Origin of the sequence: Janibacter limosus NBRC 16128 (assembly GCF_001570985.1) — a bacterium.
Classification (GTDB): domain Bacteria; phylum Actinomycetota; class Actinomycetes; order Actinomycetales; family Dermatophilaceae; genus Janibacter; species Janibacter limosus.
In genome coordinates this window covers 123,962-143,144 of record NZ_BCSS01000002.1, presented here as the reverse complement: position 1 = coordinate 143,144, position 19,183 = coordinate 123,962, and the positions used below count along the sequence as shown (strand labels likewise).

21 protein-coding genes and 1 tRNA gene are annotated in these 19,183 nt (G+C 69.3%); 7 read left to right on the top strand and 15 right to left on the bottom strand.

The window, feature by feature from the left end; genetic code table 11:
• Positions 1-2 precede the first annotated feature (2 nt).
• Genes JLI01S_RS17605 through JLI01S_RS01495 form a run of 4 tightly spaced genes read right to left on the bottom strand, consistent with a single transcriptional unit; the run spans position 3 to position 2,886 of the window.
• Positions 3-125 carry a hypothetical protein gene (locus JLI01S_RS17605; protein ID WP_281177440.1) on the bottom strand — a complete coding sequence of 41 codons (123 nt, stop codon included), beginning with the start codon at positions 123-125 and terminating at the stop codon, positions 3-5.
• A gap of 10 nt (positions 126-135) precedes the next feature.
• Positions 136-1,782 (bottom strand): radical SAM protein, encoded by a 1,647-nt coding sequence (locus tag JLI01S_RS01505; RefSeq protein WP_068258858.1) that lies wholly within the window; start codon positions 1,780-1,782, stop codon positions 136-138.
• Complete coding sequence (locus JLI01S_RS01500; RefSeq protein ID WP_068258856.1) at positions 1,779-2,159, bottom strand: hypothetical protein; 381 nt, start codon at positions 2,157-2,159, stop codon at positions 1,779-1,781. Before JLI01S_RS01500 ends, JLI01S_RS01505 begins: the two co-directional genes overlap by 4 nt.
• Entirely contained in the window at positions 2,134-2,886 is a 753-nt protein-coding gene (locus JLI01S_RS01495; RefSeq protein WP_245634483.1) for a prolipoprotein diacylglyceryl transferase, read from the bottom strand. The genes JLI01S_RS01500 and JLI01S_RS01495 overlap by 26 nt, the downstream gene beginning before the upstream one ends.
• Positions 2,887-3,051: 165 nt before the next feature.
• Here JLI01S_RS01495 and JLI01S_RS01490 point away from each other — a divergent pair.
• Positions 3,052-3,125, top strand: a tRNA-Pro gene (locus JLI01S_RS01490).
• 160 nt (positions 3,126-3,285) lie between these two features.
• Here JLI01S_RS01490 and JLI01S_RS01485 read toward each other — a convergent pair.
• The gene (locus tag JLI01S_RS01485; RefSeq protein WP_068258851.1) at positions 3,286-3,552 is read right to left on the bottom strand and encodes a hypothetical protein; all 267 of its coding nucleotides are present in this window, start codon (positions 3,550-3,552) and stop codon (positions 3,286-3,288) included.
• Between the two features lie 129 nt (positions 3,553-3,681).
• Between JLI01S_RS01485 and JLI01S_RS01480 the strand changes: the two genes are divergently transcribed.
• Positions 3,682-4,035: a helix-turn-helix domain-containing protein gene (locus JLI01S_RS01480; RefSeq protein ID WP_084349096.1), complete on the top strand. Its 354-nt coding sequence runs from the start codon at positions 3,682-3,684 to the stop codon at positions 4,033-4,035.
• 1 nt (position 4,036) lies between these two features.
• On the opposite strand, the gene JLI01S_RS01475 is transcribed toward JLI01S_RS01480, so the two are convergent.
• The gene (locus JLI01S_RS01475) at positions 4,037-4,624 is read right to left on the bottom strand and encodes a ClpP family protease (RefSeq protein WP_068258849.1); all 588 of its coding nucleotides are present in this window, start codon (positions 4,622-4,624) and stop codon (positions 4,037-4,039) included.
• A complete protein-coding gene (locus JLI01S_RS01470; RefSeq protein ID WP_068258847.1) occupies positions 4,621-5,250 on the bottom strand; it encodes a ClpP family protease in 630 nt (209 codons plus the stop codon). Before JLI01S_RS01470 ends, JLI01S_RS01475 begins: the two co-directional genes overlap by 4 nt.
• A gap of 90 nt (positions 5,251-5,340) precedes the next feature.
• Between JLI01S_RS01470 and JLI01S_RS01465 the strand changes: the two genes are divergently transcribed.
• Together JLI01S_RS01465 and JLI01S_RS01460 are read left to right on the top strand one after the other, a co-directional pair.
• Positions 5,341-6,741, top strand: a complete 1,401-nt coding sequence (locus JLI01S_RS01465; protein WP_068258845.1) for a MoxR family ATPase — start codon at positions 5,341-5,343, stop codon at positions 6,739-6,741.
• Entirely contained in the window at positions 6,731-8,746 is a 2,016-nt protein-coding gene (locus JLI01S_RS01460; protein ID WP_068258843.1) for a vWA domain-containing protein, read from the top strand. Before JLI01S_RS01465 ends, JLI01S_RS01460 begins: the two co-directional genes overlap by 11 nt.
• Positions 8,747-8,753: 7 nt before the next feature.
• Here JLI01S_RS01460 and JLI01S_RS01455 read toward each other — a convergent pair whose 3' ends face one another.
• Genes JLI01S_RS01455 through JLI01S_RS01435 form a run of 5 tightly spaced genes read right to left on the bottom strand, consistent with a single transcriptional unit; the run spans position 8,754 to position 13,115 of the window.
• Positions 8,754-9,548 (bottom strand): putative hydro-lyase, encoded by a 795-nt coding sequence (locus JLI01S_RS01455; protein ID WP_068258888.1) that lies wholly within the window; start codon positions 9,546-9,548, stop codon positions 8,754-8,756.
• Position 9,549: 1 nt separating this feature from the next.
• The gene (locus tag JLI01S_RS01450; RefSeq protein WP_068258841.1) at positions 9,550-10,434 is read right to left on the bottom strand and encodes a 5-oxoprolinase subunit C family protein; all 885 of its coding nucleotides are present in this window, start codon (positions 10,432-10,434) and stop codon (positions 9,550-9,552) included.
• Positions 10,431-11,036 (bottom strand): 5-oxoprolinase subunit B family protein, encoded by a 606-nt coding sequence (locus JLI01S_RS01445; protein ID WP_218005439.1) that lies wholly within the window; start codon positions 11,034-11,036, stop codon positions 10,431-10,433. The genes JLI01S_RS01450 and JLI01S_RS01445 overlap by 4 nt, the downstream gene beginning before the upstream one ends.
• Positions 11,037-11,041: 5 nt before the next feature.
• Positions 11,042-11,809, bottom strand: coding sequence for a LamB/YcsF family protein (locus tag JLI01S_RS01440; RefSeq protein WP_068258837.1), 768 nt, complete (start codon positions 11,807-11,809; stop codon positions 11,042-11,044).
• Between the two features lie 46 nt (positions 11,810-11,855).
• Positions 11,856-13,115, bottom strand: coding sequence for an NRAMP family divalent metal transporter (locus JLI01S_RS01435; protein WP_084349095.1), 1,260 nt, complete (start codon positions 13,113-13,115; stop codon positions 11,856-11,858).
• Positions 13,116-13,248: 133 nt separating this feature from the next.
• Here JLI01S_RS01435 and JLI01S_RS01430 point away from each other — a divergent pair, with 133 nt between their 5' ends.
• Together JLI01S_RS01430 and JLI01S_RS01425 are read left to right on the top strand one after the other, a co-directional pair.
• Entirely contained in the window at positions 13,249-13,929 is a 681-nt protein-coding gene (locus JLI01S_RS01430) for a GntR family transcriptional regulator (protein ID WP_068258835.1), read from the top strand.
• Positions 13,930-13,990: 61 nt separating this feature from the next.
• Positions 13,991-14,893, top strand: a complete 903-nt coding sequence (locus tag JLI01S_RS01425) for an SDR family oxidoreductase (RefSeq protein WP_068258833.1) — start codon at positions 13,991-13,993, stop codon at positions 14,891-14,893.
• Positions 14,894-14,896: 3 nt separating this feature from the next.
• Here the strand turns inward: JLI01S_RS01425 and nhaA are convergent, their stop codons facing one another.
• The 3 genes from nhaA to JLI01S_RS01410 form a co-directional block, all read right to left on the bottom strand.
• Positions 14,897-16,180, bottom strand: a complete 1,284-nt coding sequence (nhaA, locus tag JLI01S_RS01420) for a Na+/H+ antiporter NhaA (protein WP_068258831.1) — start codon at positions 16,178-16,180, stop codon at positions 14,897-14,899.
• 304 nt (positions 16,181-16,484) lie between these two features.
• Complete coding sequence (locus JLI01S_RS01415) at positions 16,485-17,909, bottom strand: MFS transporter (protein WP_068258829.1); 1,425 nt, start codon at positions 17,907-17,909, stop codon at positions 16,485-16,487.
• Positions 17,910-18,018: 109 nt separating this feature from the next.
• Positions 18,019-18,516 (bottom strand): DUF6328 family protein, encoded by a 498-nt coding sequence (locus tag JLI01S_RS01410; protein ID WP_068258826.1) that lies wholly within the window; start codon positions 18,514-18,516, stop codon positions 18,019-18,021.
• 93 nt (positions 18,517-18,609) lie between these two features.
• On the opposite strand from JLI01S_RS01410, the gene JLI01S_RS01405 reads away from it, so the two are divergent.
• Positions 18,610-19,158: a type 1 glutamine amidotransferase domain-containing protein gene (locus JLI01S_RS01405; RefSeq protein ID WP_068258824.1), complete on the top strand. Its 549-nt coding sequence runs from the start codon at positions 18,610-18,612 to the stop codon at positions 19,156-19,158.
• Positions 19,159-19,183 lie beyond the last annotated feature (25 nt).

The following is a 19,183-nucleotide window of genomic DNA, read 5'->3' as shown; positions in this document are numbered from 1 at the left end:
CCTCAGTACGGCGAGCTGTCGCTCGCGGCTGACAGCCACCACTGGTAGGCGGCTGTTGCGCCACACCCGACGAGCACGATGACCACCCAGGTGATGGCCGCCGCCTTTGAGGACGGCTCCGTCATCGGGGACTGGCTACCGGGTCATCGTGTCAGGGACGGGGTCCGATGGTGGCGCCGCCGGTGCCGGCAGGGGTGTGAGCGTCAGCTCGCGTCGGGTACCGACGCCGATCTTTTGCTGCGCCAACGGCGGCCACGCCTGGACCGCGCAGAAGGGGGCGCACTGATCTCCCTTCGCCCCTCGGGTGCCGACGTGCACGCAGCACTGGGTGAGGCGCTCCTCGATCATCGTCTCGATGTCCATGAAGGGCTTGACGCTGATCCGCTTCACCCGCTCGCCCATGAGACGCCGCAGACGCTCGTGCTGACCGGGCAGCCGTGAGGTGACCAGCGCCGTCAAGGTCGACAAGCCGAGATCGCAGGTCTGGCAGACGGCCTTCCACAGGTCGGCCACCTGGGGGTGCGAGAGGGAGGTCTGCTCGCTGAGCAGGCCGAGGACGGCCTCCTTGACCACGGTGCGCATCTCCGCGGGCAGAGCCTGGTCGGTGATCCGGTTGGCGAAGCTCTCGGGGGCCAGATCGAGCCACTGCTTGAGCTGGTCGTGCCCGACGATCGCGGTCAGCGATCGCCAGGTGTCGGAGTCGTCCTTGAGGAGGTAACCGACCGACGCGCAGTGCGGATGGCTGCACGGCAGGGCCGTGAGATCACGCCACGTGACGAGGCCGTTGGTCTGCGGGCCCATGCGGGCGAGGACGCCGGTGTGGGTGAGTCGATCGGTGGCGTCGATCGAGCCGCCACGGCCGGAGCCGAAGACCGGCTGGATGGACACGCCGCAGACGAAGGGGGTGTCCAGGGCGCGCGTGATGACGTGCCCGATCTCGTCGTCATTGATCCCGAGCGCGGCCGTCATCGTCAGCGTCGTGAAGATCCCGGCGCCACTGAGCCGCTCGATCGCCAGGTTCTTGTGCGCGCGCAGGTCACCGCCACGGTGGTGCAGCGAGGCCTCGGCGCTCGACCCGTCGAACTGCAGGTAGACCTCGACGCGCTGCCGGTGCCGACGCAGCAGAGCGAGGAGGGCGTCGTCGCGGGCCAGGGTCAGGCCGTTGGTGTTGATGAGGATGCGCACCACGGGTCGCGCGACAAGCTCGTCGAGGAGCCGCTCGAGCTCGGGGTGGAGGGTGGGCTCGCCGCCGGAGAGCATGAGCACGTCAAGCCGGCCGTCCTCGCGCGCCAGGCGCGCATCGACATTGGCCAGGACCTCCTCGACGCTGGCTACCCCTTGCAGCGGTGGCGCGGAGTCGGCGAAGCAGGTCGGGCAGCGCAGGTTGCAGTGCTCGGTGATGTCCTCGAGGAGGATGCAGGTGTGCTGGGTCTGCATCTCCGGCAGTCCGTCGAGGTAGGCGGCCGGGACGGGCGCGTAGTTGCCCTCGAGGTCGGGCACGTGGGACTTGGTCGGGGCGGTCCACTGCTCGAGGTAGGAGAGGATCTCGGGTTCTTCGTCGTAGAGGGTCCGGACGAGCCCGTGGTCGGGACAGCCTCGCTCGAGCCAGATTCGCCCGTCTCGTTCGGCGAGCCAGCCGCTGAGCCGGCGGACGTCGGCCAGGTCTCGCTGGGGCTGCTCGTGATGGCACGTGGGGCAGAAGGCGTTGACGTACCGGTGGATGCGGTCGCCGCGAAGGGGACGGCCGGGTCCCGCGTCGGGCTGGACGGATCGGGGTGTCACCGGAGGAACATCGCGTAGGGGTCGTAGGAGGCCAGGGCGCCGAAGAGGAAGACGGTGCACACGCCCGCGCTGGAGATCAGCCACACCCCGGAGGCGACGAGGCAGGCCACGCCCCAGCCACGCAGGAGGTCGGGGATCATCAGGATGCATCCACCGACGAGCAGGAGCACGGGGATGCTGACGACGGCGATGAAGACCAGTCCGAGCAGGCTGTCCGCACTCTGCCCGTCCAACCAGCTCGTGGCTGCCCATCCGAGCAGACCGAGGAGGACCGGTCCGAGGAGTCCGACGAGTGTCCCGATGCTTGCTCCGAGACCCAGGCCGAGACCGCGGCGAGGCGTTGGGGTGACCTCAGCGGGCCAGTACGGCTGGCTCACGATCATCTCCTGGGGCTGGGCGACGGATGGCGATGACGCTACGCCAGATCAGGAGCGGGAGGGTGGCAGCGAGGAAGAGCTGTGGTCTGGTCAGTCCCAGCCACACGACCTCGTTGCCGCGGACCGGCTCCACGGCGAACCTGAAGAGCGCGTAGCCGGCGATGTACAGCGTGAAGAGGTCGGCCGGGTCACTCAGGCGATCACGCCATACCCACAGCGCGATGAGGGCGAGGAGGTGGAAGCAGATCTCGTAGACGAAGGACGGGTGCAGGGTCGCGCCGAGCGGCACTCCCCAGGCCGCCGCGTCGGCCGTCGAGCCGACGGTGACGGCCCACGGCAGTTCGGAGGGCGTGCCGGGGGCCTCGGTGAGGAGGCACCCGACCCGACCCACAGCCATGCCGGCTGCGATGGCCGGTGCAAACAGAGCTCCCGTGCGCCAGCGCATCCGCAGCAGCCGCTTGCCGATCAGGACCGCGATGTAGGCGAAGGCGAGGCCGCCGAGGATGCTGCGATTGCCGTACATCCAGTGGACGACGGTCGAGTCGTTCGTGGCGAGGTTGACATGCTGCAGCCAGGTGCCGAGCCGCGCGCCCACCGCGCCGAAGGCCACGGCGAGCGCCACGAGCGCCCAGATCCTTTCGTCATCGACCCCGCGGCGCCGCTTCTCGAGCGCCAGGACGAGGCCAGCCGTGAGCACGCCCAAGCCCACCCACAGATCGTGGGTCACGGCGGGCGTCCACGCCGACGGCAGAGTTGGTTCCATCGCTCCGGATCCTGCCAGCAGGACCGTCCTCATGGTGCTCGGCGAAGGGAGAGAGACACTTCCGAGGGTCGATTCGGTGAGTGCCGGGGGCGTGGGTTAAAGTGACGATCGCTCCTCACGGAGCAGCCACGGGCTGTGGCGCAGCTTGGTAGCGCACTTGACTGGGGGTCAAGGGGTCGCAGGTTCAAATCCTGTCAGCCCGACCGTGTGATGTCTCAGGACATCGGCATAGCCGGGCCTACAGAAATGTGTAGGTCCGGCTCTTGCCTTTTGTGGGCCAAAACTGCTCGTTCGAAGAACAAGCGCGACTCATGGGTCGCGGTTCTTCTTCGAACCGCGACCCACGGGTGGACCCGCTGCTGATCACGGCTGACCCGACGCCTCAGCGGGAGAGGCCGCCGTCACCGTCGGCGGCCCGATCGACTCGTCCGCGGCGATGGCGTCGATCTCGGTGACCAGGCGGGCGAACTCCTCGTCGTCCACCGTGACGCCGGCGGCGTCGAGCCCTTCGCCCAGCTTGTCCGCGATCTTGGTCTCCCCGGCGCTGTAGTCCCACGAGGTGGCGGTGTCGACCGCCTTCTGCGCGGCCTCGCGAGCCGCGTCCATCTCTTCGGTCGAGTACTCGGTCATCTGCGGTCCTCTCGTCGTGGGGCGGACATGTCCAGGTGGCCCTACCCGGGGCAGGCGCTGCCATGCACGAGGGTTCTGCCCAGAGCAGAATCTCCGTCGGGCCGGACCCCGCCGGATCTACGCTGAGGCATGAGCGACGCAGCGCTGACCCAAGGTCGTGAGGCGACCCCCTTCGAGCAGGCACTCCTCGCCCGCCGTCGGCGCAGGGAACCGTTGTGGCGGGAGTTGCTCGGCGCCCAGCTGCGGCGCCTGCGGCACGAGCGCGGCGACACCCTGGGAGAGACGGCTGATCGCGCCGGCATCTCACCGCAGTACCTCTCCGAGATCGAGCGCGGCCGCAAGGAACCCTCGAGCGAGATGATCGCCGCGGTGGGGGGTGCCCTCGACGTGACCATCCTCGACCTCACGCAGGCGGTCGCTGACGCAGTGCGGGCACCGCAGCGAGGGCGCACCACTGCCTCCGTGCTCGCCCTCGCCGCCTGACTCAGCGCGTCGCCATCACCTCGTCGATGAGCCCGTAGTCCCTGGCGGCCGTCGCGGTGAAGACCCGGTCTCGGTCGGTGTCCGCGCGCAGCTCCGCGACAGGCCGCCCGGTGGCCGACGCCAGGACCTCCTCGATGTCCGAGCGCACCCGCACGAGCTCGTCGGCCTGGAGGATCAGGTCGGGGATGGGTCCGCGACCCTGTGCAGACGGTTGGTGCAGGACGACCCGGGCGTGGGAGAGTGCAGCACGCTTGCCGGGTGCCCCCGCGGCGAGCAGCACCGCACCGACGGACACGGCTTGACCGACGCAGGTCGTCGCGACATCGGGTCGGATGTAGCGCATGGTGTCCAGGACGGCGAGCATCGCGCTGGGGTCACCCCCTTCGCAGTTGATGTAGAGCTGGACGTCCCGGTCCGGCGCGACCGACTCGAGGTGGATCAGCTGGGCGATGAGCGCATTGGCGACACCGGCGTCGATGCCGGTCCCCAGGTAGATGATGCGTTCGGTGAGCAGGTGCGAGTAGACGTCCATGATCCGCTCACCACGCGGGTGCTGGGTGATGACACTGGGGATCGGGTAGGTGCTCATCGGGTGCTCCCCACGAGAGCGCCGGCGAACCCCGTGCGTTCCCGCGCTTGCGGGGAGACCTCGTCGAAGGTCGCGACGATCGCGTCGACGAAGCCGTAGTCGACCGCCTCCTGCGCCGAGTACCACCGGTCCCGCAGCGAGTCCCCGAAGACCCGCTCCAGCGGCTGCCCGGTGTCCTGCGCGATCAGGCCGAGGACGGTGTCGCGGGTGTGCCGCAGGTCGTCGGCCTGCAGCTCGACATCCACCGCGGTCCCGCCGATTCCGGCTGAACCCTGGTGCATGAGGACCCGGGAGTGCGGCAGAGTGCGACGCTTCCCCTTCGTCCCTGAGGAGAGCAGGAACTGCCCTGCGCTGCAGGCGATCCCGAGCGCCAGCGTGCTCACGTCGTTGGGCACCAGTCGCATGACGTCACGGATCGCGAGCATCGCTGGCACGGAACCCCCGGGGGAGTGGATCCACAGCGCGATGTCCGCGACCGAGTCTGAGGCGGCCAGAGCCATCACCTGGGCCGCGAGGAGGGTGCCGTTGTCGTCGTCGAGCACGCCGTCCAGGACGAGCACGCGCTGGTCGAGCAGCTCGCGCCGGGTCCGGTCGTCGAAGAGTCGTGGGGTCGGTGTGTCAGCCATGGCTCCACCCTGCTCCGACGAAGGGGGAGGAGCCTCGCCTTCCTGCCGAGGGCAGATCCGCTGTCAGCGGAGAGGGCTAGCCTCGAGAGGGTGAGCACCTCGACAGCAGCCCCGACCCCCTCGACCGTCGGCGAGCTGCGTGCCGCCGGACACGTCGCCAAGCCTCTGCGTGTGGAGATCCGCGACAACCTGCTCGATCGTCTGCGGGCAGGTGAGGACCCGTGGCCGGGACTGCACGGCTACGAGGAGACGGTCATCCCGCAGGTGGAGCGAGCACTGCTCGCGGGCCACGACATCGTCCTCCTCGGCGAGCGCGGTCAGGGCAAGACGCGGCTGCTGCGGACCATCGCCGGGCTGCTCGACGAGTGGACGCCGGTCATCGACGGGTCCGAGCTGGCGGAGCATCCCTTCGAGCCGATCACCCACGCCTCCCGGCGACGGGCCGAGGAGCTGGGCGACTCCCTTCCCATCCTCTGGCGCCACCGCGACGAGCGCTATGTCGAAAAGCTGGCGACCCCGGACACCTCCGTGGCCGACCTCATCGGCGACGTCGACCCGATGAAGGTCGCCGAGGGTCGTTCCCTCGGGGACCCGGAGACGATCCACTTCGGGCTCATCCCGCGCAGCCACCGCGGCATCGTGACGATCAACGAGCTGCCGGACCTCGCTGAGCGGATCCAGGTGGCGATGCTCAATGTCATGGAGGAGCGCGACATCCAGGTCCGCGGTTATGTCCTGCGTCTGCCCCTCGACGTCCTTGTGCTCGCGAGCGCCAACCCCGAGGACTACACCAACCGCGGTCGGATCATCACACCGCTCAAGGACCGCTTCGGCGCAGAGATCCGCACCCACTACCCCCGCGAGCTCGACGCGGAGATCGCCGTGACGCGGCAGGAGGCACAGCTCGTCGCCGAGGTCCCCGACCACCTGATCGAGGTCCTCGCCCGCTTCACCCGCAATCTGCGCGAGTCCTCCGCGGTGGACCAACGCAGCGGCGTCAGTGCCCGCTTCGCCATCGCCGGGGCCGAGACGATCGCCGCCTCGGCGCTGCACCGCGCGGCCACCCAGGGCGAGGACGAGCCGGTGGCCAGGGTCGTCGACCTCGAGACGGCCGTCGAGGTCCTCGGCGGCAAGATCGAGTTCGAGAGCGGGGAGGAGGGGCGTGAGCTCGAGGTCCTCACCCATCTGCTCCGCACCGCGGTCGCCGACACCGTCCGACACCTCGTGCGCGGGATCGACTTCGGACCGCTCGTGCGGGCGGTCGAGGAGGGCGCCGAGATCTCGACCGGCGAGCAGGTCACCGCGCGTGACTTCCTCGACGGGCTCCCCGCGTTGGGCGAGTCGACCGTCTACGACGAGATCTTCGAGCGCTTCACCGCCGACTCCGACGGCGAGCGGGCGGCCGCCCTCGAGCTGGTCCTCGAGGGCCTGTACCTGGCCCGCAAGATCGGCAAGGACTCGTCGGGAGGCGCGACCGTGTATGGCCACTAGCCGCAGCCACTTCCGTCGCTACGACGGCGGAGACCCGCTCGCGCCACCCGTCGACATCGCCGAGGCCCTCGACGCCATCGGCGAGGACGTCATGGGCGGTTCCTCGCCGGAGCGTGCACTGCGGGAGTTCCTCCGGCGGGGCGGTCGGCAGCAGACCGGGCTGGACGACCTCGCCCGTCAGGTCAACGAACGCCGCCGTGAGCTGCTCCAGCAGCATGGTCTCGACGGCACCCTCCGCGAGGTCCGCGAGCTGCTGGACCGTGCTGTCCTCGAGGAGCGCAAGCAGCTCGCACGCGATGTCCACCTCGACGACCTCGAGCGCGACTTCGCCGAGATGAGGCTGGACAACCTCTCCCCGTCGACCGCGGCCGCGGTGAGCGAGCTGCAGGACTACCCCTGGCAGTCCGCCCGGGCCCGGGCGGACTACGAGCAGATCAAGGACCTGCTCGGACGCGAGGTGCTCGATCAGCGCTTCGCGGGCATGAAGCAGGCCATGGAGGGCGCCACGGATGCCGACCGGGCCGCCATCGACGCGATGCTGCGCGATCTCAACGAACTCCTCGAGAAGCATCAGCGGGACGAGGACACGCCGCAGGACTTCGCCGAGTTCATGGACAAGCACGGGGACTTCTTCCCTGAGGGCCCGCAGGACGTCGATGAGCTCATCGATGCCATGGCCCAGCGTGCCGCAGCGGCGCAGCGGCTGCTCAACTCCATGACACCGGAGCAGCGCGAGGAGCTGATGCAGCTGTCCGCGCAGGCCTTCGGCTCACCTGCGCTCATGGAGGCGCTGGGTCGGCTCGACGGCAACCTGCAAGCGCTGCGTCCCGGTGAGGACTGGAACGGGGCCGAGCAGTTCGGGGGAGAGCAGGGGCTCGGCCTCGGCGACGGCACCGGCATGCTGCAGGACATCGCCCGGCTCGATGCGCTCGGTGACCAGCTCTCCCAGTCACATGCCGGGGCGGGCCTGGACGACATCGACCTCGACGAACTGGCTCGAGCACTCGGCGACGAGGCGGCGATCGACGCGCGCGCCCTGCGTGATCTCGAGCAGGCGCTGCGCAGCAGCGGCTCTGTGCGACGCGACTCCGAGGGGCAGCTGCGGCTCACCCCCAAGGCCATGCGTCAGCTGGGCAAGGCGCTGCTGCGCGACATCGCGCAACGGATGTCAGGACGGCAGGGCCAGCGCGACCTGCGCCAGGCCGGCGCGGCCGGCGAGCGGTCCGGAGCCTCACGCCCATGGGAGTTCGGCGACACCGAACCCTGGGACATCCCGCGCACCGTGCTCAACGGCGTCCTGCGTCGGGCCGCCGGTGGCAGCGGCCGCAGCATCACGACCGACGACATCGAGGTCTCCGAGACAGAGGCGCGCACCCAGGCGGCAGTCGCGCTGCTCGTGGACACCTCCTTCTCGATGGCGATGGACGGGCGCTGGGTTCCCATGAAGAGGACCGCGCTGGCCCTGCACACCCTCATCCGCACGCGATTTCGCGGAGACCATCTCCAGCTCATCGGCTTCGGTCGGCACGCCAGCGTCATGGAGATCGAGGAGCTGACCGGCCTTGACGCGTACTGGGACAAGGGGACCAACCTCCACCACGCACTCCTCCTGGCCAACCGTCACTTCCGGCGGCACCCCAATGCCCAGCCCGTGCTGCTGATCGTCACGGACGGCGAACCGACGGCCCACCTCGAGTCCGGCGGCGAGGCCTTCTTCGACTACCCACCGCACCCGCTCACCATTGCCATCACGGTCCGCGAGCTCGACCACGCGGCGCGGCTCGGGGCGCAGACGACCTTCTTCCGCCTCGGGGAGGACCCCGGGCTCGCGCGCTTCGTCGAGACGCTGGCCCGACGCGCCGGGGGCAGGGTCGTGGCTCCAGAGCTGGACGACCTAGGCGCCGCAGTCGTGGGGTCCTACCTGGGATCGCGCCACCCCGGTGGGGGAGCGCCCGGCGAGTACGGCGACTGGTTCGGCGGGCGCGGGTTCTGGTTCGGGACCTGAGCCGGCCCTACGGCACGAGGTAGTCGCTGTCCCGAGCGTCGGTGATCGCCATCATCCCGGGCGCGTGACCGATGGCGAAGGGAGGCCGAGACTGCATCACCGCGGCCTGAGGAGTCACCCCGCACGCCCAGAAGACAGGGATCTCCCCATCGGCGGTCGGCACCGACTCACCGAAGTCGGGCGATCCGAGATCCGTGATCCCGAGTGCCTCGGGATCACCGATGTGCACAGGCGCACCGTGCACGGCCGGGTATCGCGAGGTGACCCGGACGGCGGTCGCGACCTTGTCCGCCGACATCGGCCGCATCGACACCACGAGAGGGCCGCCGATCGACCCGGCGGACCGGCACGGCCGGTTGGTGCGGTACATCGGGACATTGCTGCCGACCTCGACATGGCGCACCGGTACTCCTGCCTCGAGCAGGGCTGCCTCGAAGGTGAAGCTGCACCCGATGAGGAAGGCCACGAGGTCCGTGCGCCACAGTTCGCGTACATCCGACACCTCGGCCACGAGCTCCCCGTGCTCGTAGACGCGATAGCCGGGCAGGTCGGTCCGCAGGTCGCCGTCGAAGATCCCGCAGCCCACCTCCCCGGGCTCGGTGACATCGAGGACGGGGCAGGACTTCGGGTTGCGCTGCGCGAAGAGCAGGACGTCGTAGGCCTGCTCCCGGGGGACGGCGATGAGGTTGGCCTGGGTCCAGCCTGCACTCCAGCCGGAGGTGGGGACGCGCAGGCCGCCGCAGAAGCGTGACCGCGCCTCGACAGGGGAGAGGGCAGCCGTCTCGGACGTCGTGCTGCTGATCTCAGGCACCCCGCCCACCACCAGCAAGGACGAACCGCAGCCGTTGTCCCGGTTGGGCCTGTGCCGCGAGGCCGATGTCGTCGGTGAGGACGACCCCGATGACGGGATAGCCGCCGGTGACCGGGTGATCGGCGAGGAAGAGGGTGGGCTGGCCCGTAGGTGGCACCTGCAGGGCGCCGGGGACCATCCCTTCGCTCTTGAGCTCACCCTCACGCGAGCGCTCCAGCGCCGGCCCGGCCAGACGCATCCCGACGCGGTTGCTCTCCGCGGTCACCTCGTAGGTACCGCCGAAGAGGGTCTTGAGCGCTGACGGCACGAACCAGTCCGCGCGGGGCCCGGGGACAACCCGCAATCGCACCTCACCCGTCGTGGGGGAGGCCACCGCAGCGACGTCGACGAGTGGCGGACTCGCCGGTGCTGGCCCCACCGGCAGCAAGTCGCCGGACCTCGGGACGGGTGGGCCGAGCACAGCCATCGTGTCCGTCGACCGCGACCGAAGCACGGAGGGGACGGCGATACCGCCACGGACGGCCAGGTAGCTGCGTAGCCCGGCACTCGGGGGTCCCAGGCGGAGGGAGGCGCCGTCCGGCAACCAGGTCACGGCCGCGTGGCCCACGGGCAGGCCGTCGATGGTCACCGGTGACATCGCCCCGGTCACCGTCACCCACATGCCCCCGCGCGCCCGTACCTCCAGCCCGCCGAAGGTGACCTCGAGTGCTGCTGCCCCCTCCGGGTTGCCGAGCAGTCGGTTGCCCAGGCGTAGGGAGTCCACGTCAGCGGCACCGGACCTGCCCACGCCCAGACCTGCCAGGCCCTCACGACCGAGGTCCTGAACCGTCGTCTGCGGACCGGTCGTGACGATGTCCAGCGCGCGGATGGTGCTCATGGCATGGCCTCCACGAAGCGCACGACCGTCCCGGGGACGAGGAGCGCCGGGGGTTCTCTGTCGATGTCCCAGACCTCGAGCGAGGTGCGACCGATGAGCTGCCATCCGCCGGGCGACTCCCGGGGGTAGACGCTCGCGAACTCGCCTGCGAGCGCCACGGAGCCCGGGGGCACCTTGGTCCGTGGGTTGTCCCGACGAGGTACCTGCAGCCGGCCGTCGCCGCCGACCATGTACCCGAAGCCGGGCGCGAACCCGCAGAACGCGACGGTCCACACGGTCCCGGTGTGCGCCTCGATGACGCCGCGCTCGTCGAGACCGGTGAGCCGCGCGACCTCTGACAGGTCCTCGCCGTCGTAGACCACGGGGATCTCCACCTCACCGGTGGTCGCCCGGTGGTGCGTCCCCACGGAGACGCCCGAGACCTCTCGTGACAGTCGCTCCACATCAGTCACCGTCCTGTCGATGGTGATCAGGAGCGTGGTCGCGGCAGGCACCATGTCGATGACGCCGTCCGGCAAGTCCTCGTCGAGATGCGAATAGAGGGCGAGGACCCCGTCCATGTCCGCCATCTCCACCAGGAGTGCGCTGTCGGCGCACGGCATGAGCTTCACGCAGCCTCCCCGACGAAGGGAGTGACGCTCACCCCGGCACGCTCCAGGCCGGCGCGCACCTCTCGGGCGATCGTCACCGCGCCCGCACTGTCACCGTGCACGCAGAGTGACCCGGCTGGGGCGGGGACGACGCTGCCGTCGGTGGCGAGGACCTCTCCCTTCGTCGCCATGCGCACGCACCGCTCGGCGATCTCGACGGGATCGTGGAGGACGGCGCCGGCCTCCCGTCGGGAGACCAGCGTGCCCTCCGGGGTGTACGCCCGGTCCGCGAAGCCTTCGCCGACCGTGGTCAGCCCGGCCTCCTCCGCGAGTCGCAGCCACGCCGACCCCGGCAGCCCGAGGACGGGCAGGGTGCGGTCGTAGGAGACGACGGCCTCGACGACGGCGGCTGCCTGCGCCTCGTGGTGGACGATCGCGTTGTACAGCGCGCCGTGCGGCTTGACGTAGCGCACCCGGGTGCCGGCCACCTTGGCGAAGGCTTCGAGGGCACCGATCTGGTAGAGCACGTCATCGGTGAGCTCGGCCGGCACCATGTCGATGAAGCGCCGGCCGAAGCCCGCCAGGTCTCGATAGCCGACCTGGGCGCCGATGGCCACCCCGCGCTCAGCAGCACGATCACAGCTGTGCCGCAGCACCGAGGGGTCGCCGGCGTGGAAGCCGCACGCGACATTGGCGCTGGTCACCACCTCGAGCATTGCGTCGTCGTCACCGAGGGTCCAGCTGCCGAAGCTCTCACCGAGGTCGGCATTGAGGTCGATCCGCATCCTGCTGCTCCTGTCGTCACATGTGCTGCTGGTCGGGGGGAGTGGGTCACTGGCTCCAGAGGTCGACGATCCCGCTGAAGGACTCGTAGCCCAGGTAGATCGTCAGCACCCAGATCGCCAGGCCCGGGTAGGCCAGCCACTTGGGGTAGACGTACCCGCCCAGCAGGTCCTGGCGGCGCAGGGCGACCCAGATGAGGATCCCGAAGCCGAAGGGCAGGATCAGGCCGTTGAGTGCGCCGGCGAGGATGAGGAGCGTGGCCGGGGACTGTCCGAGCGAGATGTAGATCGCGGCGGAGAAGACGATGAAGGCGATGACGACCCACTGGCTGTGCTTCCTGATCGTCTCGTTGAAGGTCGTGAGGAAGCTGACCGAGGTGTACGAGGCGCCGATGACGCTCGTGATGCTCGCGGCCCAGAGGATGACGCCGAAGATGTGCAGGCCCACCCGGCCGAGAGCGGCCTCGAAGGCGACAGCCGGCGGGTTGTCGACACCGACGAGGTTCACTCCGCCGACCACGACGCCGAGGATGGCCAGGAAGAGCAGGCCGCGCATGACGCCCGTGACGAGGATGCCGGTGATGGAGCCACTGCTGATCTCGGCGACGCGCTCGGGTCCCGTGATCCCGGAGTCGACGATGCGGTGGGCGCCGGCATAGGTGATGTAGCCACCGACGGTGCCGCCGATGAGGGTGGTGATGACGAGGAAGTCGACGTTGTCCGGCAGGACGGTCTGCTTGAGCGCATCGCCATAGGGCGGGTGCGTGGCGATGGCGGCGTAGCCGACCATGGCGATCATCAGCACGCCGAGGACCACGACGATGCGGTCCATCGCGACGCCGGCCTTCTTGCTGACGAAGATCGCGATGGCGATGAGCGCGGACACTGCACCACCGATCTTGGCGTCGACGCCGAACATCGCATTTGCTCCGAGGCCGGTGCCGCCGATGTTGCCGATGTTGAAGACGAGTCCGCCGAAGACGACAAGGGCGGCGAGGAAGTACCCGAAGCCGGGGATCACCTTGTTGGCCAGGTCCTGGGCGCGCATCCCGGAGACGCCGATGACGCGCCAGACATTCAGCTGGACGGCGATGTCGACGATGATCGAGATGAGGATCGCGAAGGCGAAGGCCGCGCCGAGCTGTGCGGTGAAGACCGTGGTCTGGGTGATGAAGCCGGGGCCGATGGCACTGGTGGCCATGAGGAACATCGCTCCGAGGAGCGCTCCCTTGGTCGCCGTCCCTGCGGTGCCAGGAGGCGGCATCGCGGAGGGGTTCGGTGTCGCGTCCGGGTGTGGAGCCTGCGTCATGGTGGTTCTCCTCATCGCTCACGGGACCACCTCATTGTGCTCCCGATCACGCAAGCTACCGATTGTTGAACAATCCCGCAATACCCCCTTCCGATACTGTCGTCCTCACAGCGCAGACAAAGGGGTGGGCGGCATGGCGGATGACTGGATCTCGGCACTCGAGTCCGAGCGGGCGACGATGGGGCGATCGAGCGCCAGCGAAAAGGTGGCCGACGCCTTGCGGACGCGCATCATCGAGGGTGAGCTGCGTCCCGGGACCCGACTGTCCGAGGAGCGCATCGGCGCGGCCCTGGGCGTCTCCCGCAACACATTGCGCGAGGCCTTCCACCTGCTCGGGCACGAGCGCCTGGTCGTCCACGAGTTCAATCGCGGTGTCTTCGTCCGGGAGCTCGACCAGGAGGCCGTGCTCGACCTCTACCGCTTCCGCCGGATCCTCGAGGTGGCAGCGATCCGGCAGGCGGCGAGCGATCACCCTGATCTGACTCGGCTGCACGCCGCCGTGGACGAAGGGAGCGCCGCCGCAGCCGACCAGGACTGGCGTGCCCTCGGGTCGGCCAACATGCACTTCCACGAGGCGTTGACAGCACTGAGCGGAAGCCGCCGAGCCGATGAGGCGATGCGGCAGCTCCTTGCGGAGATGCGCCTGGTCTTCGCCGCCATGGCCGACCCGCGCGCCTTCCACGAGCCCTATCTCGAGGGCAATGCCACGATCGCTGGCCTCCTCGAGGCCGGACACCATGACGACGCGGAGCGTGAGCTGCTCGCGTACCTCGAGCGGGCCGAGACGCAGCTGCTCACCGCGATGACCACGTAGCTCGGTTTCCCCACCACCTGCTCGGGTAGTGCAGCCACGTCCCCACGACGAAGGAGCGCACATGATCGAGTCAGAGATCAGCCAGCGAGCAGCAGGGATGGCGACCGGCCCCGACGGCGGATTCCCCGCACAGCAGCAGTCGCTCCCGGGCTCCACGACCCAGATGGATCCGGTCCCGGACCACGGCGAGGAGACCTGGGTCGGGTCCGGACGTCTCGAGGGCCTGCGAGCCCTGATCACCGGTGGCGACTCCGGCATCGGCCGCGCGGTCGCGATCGCGTACGCCCGGGAGGGCGCCGATGTGGCGATCTCCTACCTGCCCGAGGAGCAGGAGGATGCCGAGGCAACCGCCGGCTGGATCAAGGATGCCGGCCGTACCGCAGTGCTCTGCCCCGGTGACATCAGTGAGCGCAGCATCTGCGACCAGGTCGTCCAGACCGCGGTCGACGGGCTGGGCGGCCTCGACGTCCTCGTCAACAACGCCGGCGTCCAGATGGCCCGTGACAAGGGCCTGGAGGCCATGAGTGACGAGCGCATCGAGCGAGTGCTGCGCACCAACCTGCACGCCCTTTTCTGGCTGACCCGGGCCGCGCTGCCACACCTGGGCCGGGGCGCGAGCATCATCAACGTCAGCTCGATCCAGGCCTACGAGCCGTCGACCTCGCTGCTCGACTACGCGTCGACCAAGGCGGCGATCAACAACTTCACCGTCAACCTGGCCGCCGAGGTGGGGCCCCGCGGGATCCGCGTCAATGCCGTCGCACCGGGACCGATCTGGACACCGCTGCAGCCGGCGACCCAGGAGGAGAAGAAGATCGCGGCGTTCGGAGCCGACACCCCGCTCGGGCGTGCCGGGCAGCCCGGTGAGCTCGCAGGGGCCTTCGTCTTCCTCGCTGCCCCCAAGGAGGCCAGCTATGTCTCGGGCACCGTGGTCGGGGTGACGGGCGGCAAGCCCGTCTTCTGAGCGTCAGGCCGGTTGGGCTCCCGCTCGCCGGGCGGCGCGACTGCGCACGGCAAGGAAGCCGCCGCCCACGAGGGCGGAGATCAGCGATCCGAGGAGGACGCCGATCTTGACGTGCTCGTCGGCGACGCTGGCCGCGCCGTACGCGAGCTCGCCGACGAGCAGCGAGACCGTGAAGCCCACGCCCGCCACGAAGCCCAACCCGATCACATCCGGCCACCTCAGCGACTCGTCAAGCTGGAAGGCAGGCAGCCGACTGAGCAGGAAGGTCGTCACGGTGATGCCGATCGGCTTGCCCAGGAACAAGCCGGCGATGATGCCGACGGTGATGGGGTCCTGCATGGCCGTGCGGAGTCCGTCGACGCCCCCCACGGCCACACCTGCGGAGAAGAAGGCGAAGACGGGCACGGCGATGAGCGTCGTGAAGACGCCCCACTGGTCGGCCAGGTAGGCCGCGACACCGTCGTGGACGGGAGTGCCATCCGGGTCGGTCGAGGACTGGACCCTGGCCCGCTGGGTGGCGATGACCGGGACGGTGAAGCCCAGGAGGACGCCCGCGACGGTCGCGTGGATCCCCGAGGCGTGGACCAGTCCCCACGTGAGCACTGCGAGGGGGACGAGCAGCCACCAGGAGATGACCCCGCGCTGGGTCGCGAGGGCGAAGAGTGCCAGCGGGACGATGGCGAGCAGCAGCCACTGCAGCTGCAGGCCCTCGGTGTAGACGATGGCGATGATCGTGATCGCGATGAAGTCGTCGACGATCGCGAGGGTGAGCAGGAAGACGCGCAGCGCGGGCGGGAGGAAGCGCCCCACGACGGCGAGGACCGCCACGGCGAAGGCGATGTCCGTGGCCGTGGGGATGGCCCATCCACGCATGGCGCCCTCGGAGTCGGACGAGACCGCGATCGCCGCGAAGATCAGGGCCGGCATCACGACGCCGCCGAAGGCCGCCGCGATCGGGAGAGCGGCCTGCCGCGGGTTGCGCAGCTTGCCGGCGACGAACTCCTCCTTGAGCTCCAGGCCGACGACGAAGAAGAAGATCGCCAGCAGCCCATCTGCCGCCCACTCCCCGACGCTCAGGTTGAGATGGAGGAACTCCGGACCGAAGGTGGTGTCACGCAGGCTGGTGTAGGCGTCGACACCGGCTGAGTTGGCGAGGACGAGGGCGAGGACGGTGGCGCCCAGGAGCAGGGCTCCGCCGAAGGCATCGCTCTGAGCCGTGGCATGGACGCCGCGCCAGAGCTCATGCGGTGCCAGGCGGCTGGGGGACGTGGGGGAGGGGTTGGACACAAGAGGGCCTTGTCTTTGACGCGGGCTGGTGGGCGTGGATGGATCGCAGGTGAAGCCTCAGCCGGGTGGCGGCGGGCAGCCCGCGATCTCCCCGTGGGCATTGGTGCCCCAGGTGCTGGTCCAGCCATTGGTCCCAGGGTGTCGCACGGTCCTCAGGAGCCCCCGCATGCGGACGGCCTGAGCCGCCAGACGAGGGTGCGCAGCATCGCGCGGTGTGGGACCGGTCACGGGCCGAGTCTATGGACAGGACGAAGGGAGGTGCCTGCGGGTCCGCGGGCACCTCCCTTCGAGGCTGTCGAGGAGGTCAGCGACCAGCCGCGTCCATCGCCTCGGACTCCTCGGCGATGGCCTCGCTCCCGTAGTCCTGCGGCTCGGACTCGGGGATGTCCGTCCCGTGCAGCGATGCGCCGGCCGTCTCCTTGACGAACAGCATCGCGATCATCCCGATGACACAGGCGCCCATCATGTAGGCGGCGGGGAACTCCAGGAACCCGGTGCCTTCGACCGCGGCCTCGTTGACCGAGGCCGCCGTCCCACCGAAGGCCGCCGTGAAGACGTTGTACGTCACGGCGAAACCGGCGAAGCGCACGTGGGCCGGGAACATCGCCGGGAAGGTGGCCGAGATCGTCGACAGCTGCGGGATGTACAGCAGCCCCAGGACGGCGAAGCCCACCATCGCACCCACGAAGCCGGTACCCATGAGGAAGTACATCGGCAGCGCGAAGACGAAGAGACCGATGAGCGAGAACCACCACATCGGGCGGCGACCGATGATGTCGGAGTAGTGGCCGGCGAAGGGCAGCAGGGCCATCATGATCAGCTCGCCGACGATGATGACCACGAGCGACGGGTTCTCACCGATGCCGATCTTGGTCTGCAGATAGGTCGGCATGTAGGTCAGCAGCGTGTAGTTGACGACATTGAGCGGGACGACCAGGCCGGCCATCGTGAGCATCGGCTTCCAGTACTCGACCATGAGGTCACGCAGACCATGGCTGGCCGAATCCTCGCTCTCGCCGGCGTCCTCGAGGTCCTCGTAGACCGGGGTCTCGTCGAGCTTGGAACGCAGGTAGAGGCCGATACCACCCAAGGGTCCGGCGACGAAGAAGGGCAGGCGCCAGCCCCAGTCGCTCATCGCGTCCTCGCCAAGGACGATCTGCAGGATCAGGACGATGCCGGCACCGAGAGCGAATCCACCCAGGGTGCCGAACTCGAGAAAGCTGCCGTAGAGGCCTCGGCGCTTGTCCGGCGCGTACTCCGCCATGAAGGTCGCGGCACCGCCGTACTCGCCGCCGGTCGAGAAGCCTTGGATCAGGCGCAGGATGATGAGCAGGATCGGGGCGCCGATCCCGATGGTCTCGGCGGTCGGCAGCAGGCCGATGCAGAAGGTCGCCGCGGACATCATGATGATCGTCATCGCCAGGACGCCCTTGCGTCCCAGTCGGTCGCCGAGGGGGCCCCAGAAGAAGCCACCGAAGGGACGCGCGATGAAGGAGACCGCGAGGGTCGCCAGGGTCAGCAGTGTCTCGTGCTCGCCGGGGAAGAAGTGATGACCGATGTAGGTCGCGACGACGGCGTAGGCGCCGTAGTCGTACCACTCGGTCGCATTGCCCATCGCCGAGGCAGCGACGGCCTTGCGGATGGTCTTGCGGGGCGGCAGGTCCTCGAAGGCCGTGCCGCCCGCCCCTGCTTCAGGGAGGGGTTCACCAGAGGTGCCAGGCGTGCTCATGGATCTCCTTGTGGTTGATCATTTCCGCACGGTGGCGGCTTTGCACCCGCTCCAAGGTACGGAGAAGGACGCCGCGATGCATGCCGAAACGCGCGCTTTTGTGGCTTCCTCAGTGTGAGGAGACTCGCCTTTCGGCGAGCGCCGGGACCACGAGGGTGGCGGTGATGACGGCCACCGCCATGCAGAGGGCGACCATCGCCGCGGCGGGACGACCAACGACGACGTCCACGACGAAGGACGCCAGACCCACGATGAGCAGGCTGACTGCCACGAGCACGCAGCGGGCGACGATGTGCCCCACCCTGACCAGCTGGTCCTTGCGCTGCATCCGAAACAGGCGGCGGTGCACCGCGATCGGCAGGATGAGCAGGGTGGTCGTCAGGAAGGCCAGCAGGACCAGGGCGAGGTAGAGGCCCCGTTGGGTGCTGTCGAGGTCGCCGAAGGCGGACTGGAAGGGGAGCGTGAGCAGGAACCCGGCGAGGATCTGGACGCCGGTCTGCAGCACGCGGAACTCCTGCAGCAGGTCGTTCCAGTTGCGGTCCGCACGCTCGTCCGCCGTCTCTCGCCGGCCGGGCGTGCCCTCGTCCGGGCTGTCGTGGTCACTCATGGGTCCATCCTGCCCGGGCGCGCGGCGAACGCATGTCGAGAAGCCCAGCGGGTAGGCCCGCAGTCGACAGCACCTCGACAAAGGGAGAACAGCATGAACAACCACGACCAGGGAGGCACGCGCCGGGTGGCCGTCCTCGTGGCGATGGAGGGCATCGAGCAGGTGGAGCTCACCGGACCGTGGAAGGCCTTGGAAGAGGCCGGGTGGGAGCCGGTGCTCGTGGCGCCCGAGGCCGGGGAGGTACAAGCCTTCGAGCACCTTGATCGGGCCGACACCTTCCCCGTCGACACCACGGTGGCCGATGCCTCGATGGACGACTTCGCCGGTCTGGTGCTGCCCGGAGGCGTGGCGAACCCTGACGCCCTCCGCCTCGACGCGGTGGCGGTGGCCTTCGTGCGCGATGCGATCAGCGCAGACCGGCCGGTGGCCGCGATCTGCCATGCGATCTGGATGCTCGTCGAGGCCGACGTCCTCAGTGGTCGCCGGGTCACCTCGTGGCCCAGCCTGCAGACCGACGTGCGCAACGCCGGCGGCACCTGGGTGGACGAGGAGGTCGTCCGTGACGGTCGGCTCGTGACCAGCCGCAATCCGGACGACCTTCCGGCCTTCAACGCGGCTCTTCTGGACGTGCTCTCGACCTGACCCGATGGGGGCACACCCGGGCGGA